The sequence below is a fragment of the Nonomuraea sp. NPDC049637 genome, from assembly GCF_040675235.1.
Lineage (GTDB): Bacteria > Actinomycetota > Actinomycetes > Streptosporangiales > Streptosporangiaceae > Nonomuraea.
Map to the genome: position 1 here is coordinate 1 of NZ_JBFAOM010000096.1, position 8,834 is coordinate 8,834.

Annotated in this window: 7 protein-coding genes and 1 pseudogene; 4 read left to right on the top strand and 4 right to left on the bottom strand. The window is 73.2% G+C overall.

The window, feature by feature from the left end; genetic code table 11:
• On the bottom strand, positions 1-3,349 hold a 3,349-nt coding region (locus AB0J71_RS49135), incomplete at its 3' end, for a hypothetical protein (protein ID WP_364421282.1).
• 142 nt (positions 3,350-3,491) lie between these two features.
• On the opposite strand from AB0J71_RS49135, the gene AB0J71_RS49140 reads away from it, so the two are divergent.
• Both AB0J71_RS49140 and AB0J71_RS49145 read left to right on the top strand, forming a co-directional pair.
• A complete protein-coding gene (locus AB0J71_RS49140) occupies positions 3,492-3,857 on the top strand; it encodes a hypothetical protein (RefSeq protein ID WP_352330362.1) in 366 nt (121 codons plus the stop codon).
• Positions 3,854-4,747, top strand: a complete 894-nt coding sequence (locus AB0J71_RS49145; protein WP_352330364.1) for a hypothetical protein — start codon at positions 3,854-3,856, stop codon at positions 4,745-4,747. The genes AB0J71_RS49140 and AB0J71_RS49145 overlap by 4 nt, the downstream gene beginning before the upstream one ends.
• On the opposite strand, the pseudogene AB0J71_RS49150 reads toward AB0J71_RS49145, so the two are convergent.
• Positions 4,719-5,276: pseudogene (locus AB0J71_RS49150) on the bottom strand (recombinase family protein); the annotation flags it as partial. The gene AB0J71_RS49145 and the pseudogene AB0J71_RS49150 sit on opposite strands and share 29 nt — an antisense overlap.
• Before the next feature lie 389 nt (positions 5,277-5,665).
• Here AB0J71_RS49150 and AB0J71_RS49155 point away from each other — a divergent pair.
• Together AB0J71_RS49155 and AB0J71_RS49160 are read left to right on the top strand one after the other, a co-directional pair.
• On the top strand, positions 5,666-6,229 hold the full coding sequence (locus AB0J71_RS49155; RefSeq protein ID WP_364394096.1) for an RNA polymerase sigma factor: 564 nt from the start codon (positions 5,666-5,668) through the stop codon (positions 6,227-6,229).
• A complete protein-coding gene (locus AB0J71_RS49160; protein ID WP_364421284.1) occupies positions 6,222-7,394 on the top strand; it encodes a CU044_5270 family protein in 1,173 nt (390 codons plus the stop codon). Before AB0J71_RS49155 ends, AB0J71_RS49160 begins: the two co-directional genes overlap by 8 nt.
• A gap of 225 nt (positions 7,395-7,619) precedes the next feature.
• Here the strand turns inward: AB0J71_RS49160 and AB0J71_RS49165 are convergent, their stop codons facing one another.
• Together AB0J71_RS49165 and AB0J71_RS49170 are read right to left on the bottom strand one after the other, a co-directional pair.
• A complete protein-coding gene (locus AB0J71_RS49165) occupies positions 7,620-8,267 on the bottom strand; it encodes an aldo/keto reductase (protein WP_364421286.1) in 648 nt (215 codons plus the stop codon).
• Positions 8,268-8,277: 10 nt separating this feature from the next.
• A partial coding sequence (locus AB0J71_RS49170; protein ID WP_364421288.1) for an alpha/beta hydrolase fold domain-containing protein occupies positions 8,278-8,834 on the bottom strand: 557 nt, incomplete at its 5' end.

The window sequence follows — 8,834 nt, forward strand, 5'->3', positions numbered from 1 at the left end:
CGAGGAGGAGATCTTCCTCGCGGGCCGCGCCCGGCAGGTCGGCCGCGCCCGGCGTCACCGGCATGGACACGACCAGCGGCCGGCCGTCGGGCCGCGACACGGGCGGCGGCAGCGCGCGGATGTGGGCCAGCGCGCGCACGGTCGGCGTGTAGGAGGACACCACGCGATCCATCACCGTGCTCGGCCGGGCGTCGTGCCGGGTGCGGTGGTCGCCGGAGGCGTGCAGCGGCAGGAAGACCGCCGGCCCGGTCGGGCACCACCACACCCGCCGCGCGCCGGGCAGCCGGTCGAGCACCGGCCCGGTGACGGCCTCCCAGGTCCAGCGCAGGGTGTCCTGGACGGTCTGCCGGGCGGTCAGCCGTTCCTCGAACTCCACCGCCGCCCCGCCGAGCGCGTCGATCGCCTCGGTGAGGCCGGTCACCTGGGCCTCGGCCGCCTCCGCCGTCAGGCGGGGCAGCGGCACGACGGTCACCTCCCCGGCCTCGACGACGAGCGCGTCGCAGCGGTAGGTGCTGACGTTGACCACGACCACGGGCCCGTCCGAGGCGGCCGCCGCCAGCCGCCCGAAGTCCATCGACCGCTGGAAGTCCGCGAACCCCGGGTGCCGGCGGACCTTCGTCACCAGCGCGGCGTGCCGCCGGGCCGCGAGGTGCCGGCGGTCCATGTCGGCGGAGCGGACGTCGAGCTCGGCGTACACCTCGGCGAGGCGGCCGGCCAGTTCGGGCAGCTCCCGGGCCAGCCGGTCCCGGTCGGCCCGGGCGTCGAGCGCCTGCGCCAGCAGGACGCCCCGGCCCTGCTCCAGCAGCTCGACGGCCAGGCGGGCGTCGCCGGTCTCCAGCGCGCAGGCGGCCGCGTCGCTCGCCGCCCCCTGAAACTCCGCCAGCAGCCGCTCCTGGTCCCCGCGGTTCAGGCCGCGCCAGGCCAACGCCTCCAGCAGCCGGACCATGATCGCGAAACCCTGGACGGCCAGCGCGAAATCCCCTTGGCCCGCGGCGAGACGCCCCCAGAACCGGGCCGCGCCCGCGCGCGTGGTCGCCGGGGCCGCCTCGACGGCCGCGCTCTCGCGCAACGCCTCGATCGCCTCCGCGCGCAGGCGCCGCGCGTCGGCCGGCTCGTCGTCGGCCCACCGGTCGAGCAGCAGGGCCAGCTGGTTGAGCACGCTGGCCCTCAGCGGCTGCCCGGGGGAGATCAGGTCCAGCGTCTCGCGCAGCAGGCGCACCGTCTCCGCGTACGGGGCCGGCTCGCCGGTGGCCTTGGCCCTCATCGACAGGCAGAGGCCGAGCATCGACAGCCACAGGGGATACTCGGCGTGCGTGACGGGCCCGGCGGCGACCGCGTCGCGCAGCATGTCGGCGGCCTCGTCGAGATCGTCGGCCACGTGGGCCGGCCGGGGGCCGTCCCGCAGCTCGTGGACCATCCGCGCCAGCGCGTCGGCGTCGGCCGGCGCCGGGCTCTCGTCGCCCTTCAGCCGCAGCAGCAGGCGGGCGACCCTCCGCTCCTCGTCCGTCACCAGCGACGCCTCGGCCCGCGCGACCAACGCCATCCCCAGGCTGGCCATCATGCCCGCCCGGCTCACGTGCGTCCGGCCGAGCCTGGACAGGGCGGCGCGGAGCAGCTCCACCGCGTCGCCGGACGCCGCCGCCTGGTCGTGGACCATGAGCGCGTTGGCCAGGTTCCGGCTGGCCAGACCGCTGTCCGGCGTGTCCTTCGGCACCGAGGCGACGGACTCGCGCAGGATCAGCCGAGCCTCCTCCAGCGCCGCCGTGTCGTCGTACTGGACGTAGCGGCGGAACAGGGCGCTGCCGAGGTTCGACAGGTAGGAGCCGCGCAGGGAGTGCTCGGGCGGGGTCAGCCGCACGCACTCGCGCAGCGCCTCGATCGCGTCGTCCAGGTCCTTCTCCACCCCGAGGTCCTCGAACCGGGCGAGCAGGGAGCCGCCCAGGTTGGCCCGGTAGAGCGCGGCGTCGTAGTGATGGTCGGGGGTGGCCCGCACCGCCTCGGAGTGCGCCCTGACGGCGGCGTCGATGTCCTGCTCGCGGTGCCCGCGTTCGAAGGCGGCGTGCAGGGCGCTGCCCAGGCCGGTCAGGGCCATGCCGCGGTTGGCGTGGTCGGGCGGCGTCGCCGCCACCCCCTCCCGGCACAGCCGCAGGCACTCCGCCAGGTGCTCCTCGCGCCCGGTGATCCGGTAGGCGATCAAGTACGTGTTGGCGAGGTTGGCCAGGTGCAGGCCGCGCTCCGGGTCGCCCTCGGGCAGGCGCTCGACGCCCGCCAGGAGCAGGTCCTGGGTCGCCTGGAGGTCGGCGGCGGACCCCGTCGCCTGCATCCTGCGTCCCATCGCGGTGCCCAGCGCGGACAGCAGCTCGCCGTGCGCCGGGTGCCCGGCGGGCAGGCCGGCCAGGGTCGCCCGCATGGCCGCGATGACCTCGTCGAGCAGCGTGAGCCGGCCCGACATCATCGCGATGATCGAGGCTTGGTAGGCGATCTCGACCAGGTGGGCGGTCCGCAGGGCGTGCTCGGGCGGCAGCAGCGTCAGCTGCTCGCGGATGTGGGGGATGAGCCGGTCCGCCGTGAAGGTCTGCTCCGAGACCTCGATACCGTGGTCGAGCAGCCAGCCGAGCCCCGCCCTGATGCTGCGCCGCTCCAGCTCCGAAGCCGTGGGGAAACGCCGCCGCACGATCTCCAGCAGGTCGCGCAGGCGCCGGTCGCGGCCGGGCAGGTCCTGTCGCCGCGCGAGCAGCATGGCCAGCTTGACCACCCGCGACAGGTAGTAGGTGTGGCCGGGGTCGGTCTCGGCCACCAGCCGGCTCAGGATCGTGTGGGTCTCGTCCTGGTACTGCCTGAGCCGCTCCGGGTCGAGCTCGGCCTGCCGCTCCAGCGCCAGGACCAGGTTGGCCATCGCCGAGTCGCGCAGCTCGGGATCCAGCTCCGGGCCGTCGCGCAGCTCGCGCAGCAGCGCGACCGCCTCCTCCAGCACTTTGCGGTTCTCCGCCGCCATGCCGTGGTCCGGGCGGTGCAGGTCGTAGGTGTTCAGCAGCGCCGCGGCGCGGCTCAGCCGGGCCGCCGCTCCGGCGTCGCCGCCGCCGGCCAGCCGCACGACGTCGCGGTGGGCGGTGAGTGAGTCGTCGATGTCCTCGATCCGTCCTATGTGGTCGAACCGCATCGACAGCCCGTCGCCGAGCGCCGACAGCCACTCCGCCCGTTCGGGATGGTCGTCGGGCAGCCGGTCGAGGGCGTCCCTGAGCGTCGCGAGCGCCTGGTCGAGCTGCTGGAGGTCCTGGCTCGACGGGTGCTCGCGGATGACCCACACCGCGTGCCGGGCGGCTCGGACGGCTCGGCTTCGTCGGAGCATCGGTGTCCTCCCGCCGGGGCCGTCCTCGTCGCATCGCGTATGAGCGCGTCGGAGCGCTCTCCTGCGCTTCGCTTTGCGCGACGTGGGTGTTACCGTCCGTCCGTCTTGCCCGCGTCGCCGGGCGGGTGGTAGACACCGAGCCATGGCAGATCCGCCGGACGACGGCCGCGCGCTCGCGGCCCTGTGCGAGAGCCTTCCCCGACTGGTCCGCATGGCTGGGGCGGAGGGGTGGTCGGCCGAGCTCGACGAGGCCAGGCGCGCCCTGCGCGGCGGCGAGCGCCGTCCCCGGGAGGTCGTCGACGACCTGAGCCGCATGCTCGGCCTCGACGTCCTGGCCCGCGGCAAGCCGGTCGTCCCCGCCCTGCCGTCGGCCGGCGACCTGCCGCCGCCGCCCGGCGGGTACCGCTGCCCGCTGGGCCGCTGCCGGCGCGAGGCGCGGCCCGAGCCCGGCGGCGCGATACCGGCGTGCGACGTCTACGAGCTGCCGCTGAGATACGCGCCGGGATGACGGGGTTCCTGTCGAGCCTCGGGCAGAAGCTCGCCGAGCGCTGGCTGACCGTGCTCGTCCTGCCCGGCGCGCTGTTCGAGGGCGTGCTCTGGGTCGCCGCCGTCCTCGGCCACCGGCGCCCGTGGGACGTCCCGTTCCTGGCCGCCCGGGCCACCGCGCAGACCAGGGCCATGGACGGCCAGCCCGTCGCGCAGGCGCTGCTGCTGGTCGCCCTCCTGCTCGGCGCGTTCGGGGCGGGGCTGGCCGCGAACGCGCTGGCGGGGCCGGTCGTGCGCTGCTGGTTCGCGCGGGGGCCGCGCCCGCTGGCCCGCCCCCTGGTCGAACGCCGCAGGCGGCGCTGGGACGACGCCCACCGCGCCTACGAGTCGGCGACGGCGGCCGAGGGCGAGAGCACCGCGGACTTCGAACGTCGCCGGGGCGAGCTGGCCGCGCGCCGTAACGCCATCGCGCTGGCCCGCCCGTTCCGGCCCACCTGGATGGGCGACCAGCTCGACGCCGTCGCCGTCCGCGTGCGCAACCGGTACGGCATCGACCTCGACGCCGCCTGGCCGCGCCTGTGGCTGGTCGTCCCCGACCACGCGCGCACCACGATCGGCGACGCCCGCGCCGCCCTGACCGGCGCCGCCACCACGGCCGCCTGGGGCGTGCTGTACCTGGCTGTCGCGGCGGTCACCCTGTGGTGGCCGGCGGCGCTGGCCGGCGCGGTGACGATCGCGGTCGGCCACCACAGGGGCAGGTCGGCGACGGCCACGCTGGCCCAGGTGTGCGAGGCCACCGCCGACCTGTACGGGGCAGAGCTGGCCAAGGCGCTCAACGTGCCGCTCGCCGACGGCCAGGTGTCCCAGCGCGTCGGCTTCACCATCACCGAACTTCTCCGCAAGGGCGCCTGAGACCGGCCTGCCCGGCAGCCGGCGCTCGGGCCCGCATCCGCGCGCTGGGAAGGACGGCAGGTTCCCGCGGGACGCCGGGTTGATGGACGGCAGCGGTCCGGCCGTACGGCCACGCGCTCGGTCGCCCCAGCGGAGGCTTGGACTCGGGTCTGCCTCGCCACTGCGGCGCGAAGAGCCACACCGAACTGGTCCGGTGCGTCCAGCCATGGATGGTGCCCCGCGTCGGGGATGATGATGGCTTCGCAGTTGAGGCGGGTTCCCAGACGTGGCAGAGCATCAGCCGGGCGGCTGTCTCCGGCCCGCGCTCGGTCAGTTCGTGGGCCAGGTTGAGGCACTCGCGCATGTCGCGCCCGAGCCGGTCCAGGGTGACGACGGTGATCCGGTGACCGGCGTGCGGCGGGACGCGGCGCAGCAGGTCCTCCAGGCCGTCGCGGACCATCGTGGCCCCGGTACGCCGGTCGGACCAGATGAGCTCGTCGGGGGTGCCGGCGGCCTTGAGGATGTCGATCTGCCGGGTGAGATCTTGAGCAGTAGTGCTGACCGGGCATGGCCGTAGTCCACGAACCTCGCGGTATCGAGAGCTGACGCCATCACAAGGTTACGGGAACCACTTTCGGGACCAACTCATGAGACTGGCCGACCTGCGGGGATGTCGCTGCCAGGGTGCGCCGGGGGCGCGTCTCGAAAGCATGGATTCGAGACGACCAGGAGTCATCACTACGGGTGACATGCGGCCAGCGGGGTGGACAGTTGATGCCGATGACGAGAGCATCGCGGGCGATCAGGCGGTGACTGAACGGACCTGGATAGCCTCCGGCGGACATGGGCGAGAGGCTCAGCGACGGTCCGTGAAAGCAGCAAGGCACTTCGGGCAAGAAAGGGCGACCATCGTTCACTTGACCCAGCGGAGACGCCTGCATGGCCGTTCCACCTGACCTGGCCGACCCACCCGATCTACGGGTGGACTTCGAGCAGATCTTCAATGCGCACTTCTCCGAGATCCACCGCTACATCGTCAGGCGGTTGTCCGACGACGTCGCTGACGACCTGGCCGCCGAGGTGTTCCTGGCGGCCTATCGGGGTGGCTATGACGCCTCGCGCGGCGGGGTGCGTCCGTGGCTGTACGGCATCGCCACCCACCTCATCGCACGACACCGCCGTACCGAGATCCGTAGATGGAAGGCGCTCAGCCGGACGGCTGAGCGCGCCGGGCACAGTCCCGAGCACAGTCCCGAGGACGCAGCCCTGGCCCGCGTGGCCGCGGGCCAGCTGACCGGCAAGCTGGCGGGGGCGCTGGCCGGGCTCAATCGTGGGGACCGCGACGTCGTGCTGCTGAGCGTGCTGGGCGACCTCAGCCACGCCGAGGTCGCCGCCGCCCTGGGGGTCCCAGCGGGGACGGTGGCCTCCCGGCTCAACCGCGCTCGCAAGCAACTCCGCAAGGCACTCGGCGACGTCAACCCTCTGGAGGAGATCCATGGATGAGCTGAGACTCCTGGCGAGAGCGCTGCCTGACGCTCCGCCGCCCTCGGCGGAGGTGGTCGAGAAGGCCCGCCTCCGGCTTGCCGCCGCCCAGCGCGAGCCGGTACGGCCAGGTCGAGCGAATCGGCGGGGCCTCACTTGGGGATGGACCCTGGGAGCGGCCGCGACAACGATCGCCGTCGTCATGGCCGTCGTCACGCTGGTGTCGAACATGACCGCTGTTCCCCCAACGGTGCTCGCGCCCCCAGCCGGCAACGATGCCCTGCTCCAGCTGGCGGACCGGGTCGCGAAACTGCCGGACGAACGCGGCGACTACTGGCGCAGGCCGCTGCTCAACAATGGGCTGATAAGGGTCCGGGCGGGCGGCGAAACGTTCAACGTCCTGTCCTCGTCACGGATCGACCTCTGGCAACCGCGCGACCCCGGCGACCCCGTTCAGGCGGAGCAGCGGCAGCAGTTCGTCCGTCCCGCCACCGAAGCCGACGAGCGTGCGTGGCGAGCGGCGGGTTCTCCGGTCACGGTCCAGCGCGTGTGCACGCCGGGCGGCATGGCGGGCGATTGCGCGAAAGTCCAGCTGCGGCTCAAGCCGTCACAGTGTGTTTACACGCGCGCGGCCGAGCCGGGCGGCGTGCTCGGTGACAGACGGCTCGGTGAGCTCACGCTGGCCGACCTCGCGGCGCTGCCCGGCGACGCCGAGCAACTCCGGGAGAAACTGCGGACCTACTGGAAGACCCGAAAGGCCAGCCGGCCCAAGGAGAGCTTCGAAGAATTCCTCTCCACCTCCTCCCACCTTCTGGAGCTCCCGGTCAAGCCCTCGGTCAGGGCGGCCACCCTGCGTCTGCTCGCCGGACTGCCGACGACCAAGGTGCGCGGCTCGATCACCGACCCTCTGGGACGGACGGGAATCGAGGTCACCTTCATCAAGAGCGAGGGCTTCACCGCCGGATTCGGTACCGATGACGAGGTGGCGCAGCGGTACACCACCATCCTCGACCCGCGGACCGGCACCGTCTTGGCGGTAGACGTCGCGATCGCGGCCGAGAGCACGGAGGGGCTCGCCAAGGGGACGTTCATGGACTATCAGGCATGGGCACCTGAGGCGGGCTGGACCAGCGAACGCCCCGAGCGGCCACGCGGCTGCCGGCTCAGCGACCGTCCGCTCCCGTGACGGGCCGCCCCGGGCACGCACGCTCACCACCTTCCTTTCTGTCAGCGCCTGCGGGCGGCGGAATCGCGTCCGGCTTGGCAGCGCGCAAGCGCTTCTCCGGAGACTCGCGCGGACAAGGGGCTTAACGCACGACCCGGTTCCGATGTATCAGGTCCCAGCCCCGTCGCTACAGGTGAGATGCGGCCAAATAATGTTGCTGATTCCCCGGTCAAGCTGCGTTGCAGGTCACAAACATCTCCGGCCTCGCGCGCGCCCGCGCGTAAGCCGGGCCGGAAAGTCCCGAACTCCCCTCGCGTACGCGCGCGTGGACCTGTCGGGAAAGTCCGGGAACCCCCCGCTCCTGGCGGGAGAGAGCCGCGCACGGAGAGACCCCCAGCCCCCTCGTAGTTCAAGGGGGCCGGGGCTCTCGGCGGTGCTGGTAGTTGGATGCTTGCTGGAGGCGTCCGGGGCCGGGTCATGTCGCCTTCGAGGGGGCGTATTCAGGTCAGGCGAGAGGTTGGTACTCGGCGGCAAGGTGGTCTTGAGATTCGGCGTGGCGGTGCGCAGCCGGCGCAGCGAGGCTTCGCAGGCCCGCCGCAGATCGCCTGGTGAGCCGGCGGGGACCAGGCCCTCGGCGGTGCGGCGGACCCCGGTCTTGGTGGCCAGCACGGCGCGGTCGCGGTGCGGTGCGAGGGTCTGGCCGAGGAGTTCCTCGTTCGCTCCGTCGCCGTAGAAGTCGCCGGTGTCGAACATGGTGACGCCCGAATCGAGGGCCTCCAGCAGGGTGGCTGAGGCCTCGTGCGGGTCGGCGGGGCCGTAGGTGCCGGTCATGCTCATGCAGCCGAGGCCGAGTCGGGAGAGCGCCGGGCCGTCAGGTCCAAGAGTGAAGAGCATTGTTCCTCCGTCACTTTGCCAGGGCCGCGCGGAGGAACGCGAGGATCTCCGCCCGGGCGGCCTCAGCCTGTGGTTCCACGCCGGGCAAGGTGAGGAACGCGTGCTTTGCTCCCGGGTACTCGGTGAGCCGCACGGGGGTCCCCGCCTCGCGCAGCTGCTCGGCGTAGCGGCGGCCGTGGTCGGCGACAGCGTCCCGGGTGGGCACCACCACGAGCGCCGGGGCGAGCCGACTCAGGTCGCCCGCGTACAGCGGCGAGACCGCGCCGGTGTCGGCTCCTGGCGGGACGGCGAGCCGCTGGATGAGCTGCAGTTGCGGCAGGGCCCGGGCCGGGCTGTATGCATACTCGGCGATCGAGGGATGGTCGAACATCGTTCCGGTCATGTCGACCACGGGGTTGACCAGCACCTGCGCCTTGAGTTCCAGGCCGGCCTCTCCGGCCCGGATGGCCGTCAGCGCGCTGATCAGCGCGCCGCAGCTCTCACCGAAGACGGCCGCGCGCGCAGGGGCGACGCCCCACTGCGCGGCGTGCCGCAGCACGTGCTGGAGCACGTCCCAGCCGTCGTCGG

What these genes read in the sequence shown, in the direction of transcription:
- AB0J71_RS49140 (WP_352330362.1), top strand. Translation starts at nt 3,492, where the DNA reads ATGGCAGATCCGCCGGACGACGGCCGCGCGCTCGCGGCCCTGTGCGAG.
- AB0J71_RS49145 (WP_352330364.1), top strand. Translation starts at nt 3,854, where the DNA reads ATGACGGGGTTCCTGTCGAGCCTCGGGCAGAAGCTCGCCGAGCGCTGG.
- AB0J71_RS49155 (WP_364394096.1), top strand. Translation starts at nt 5,666, where the DNA reads ATGGCCGTTCCACCTGACCTGGCCGACCCACCCGATCTACGGGTGGAC.
- AB0J71_RS49160 (WP_364421284.1), top strand. Translation starts at nt 6,222, where the DNA reads ATGGATGAGCTGAGACTCCTGGCGAGAGCGCTGCCTGACGCTCCGCCG.
- AB0J71_RS49165 (WP_364421286.1), bottom strand. Translation starts at nt 8,267, where the DNA reads ATGCTCTTCACTCTTGGACCTGACGGCCCGGCGCTCTCCCGACTCGGC.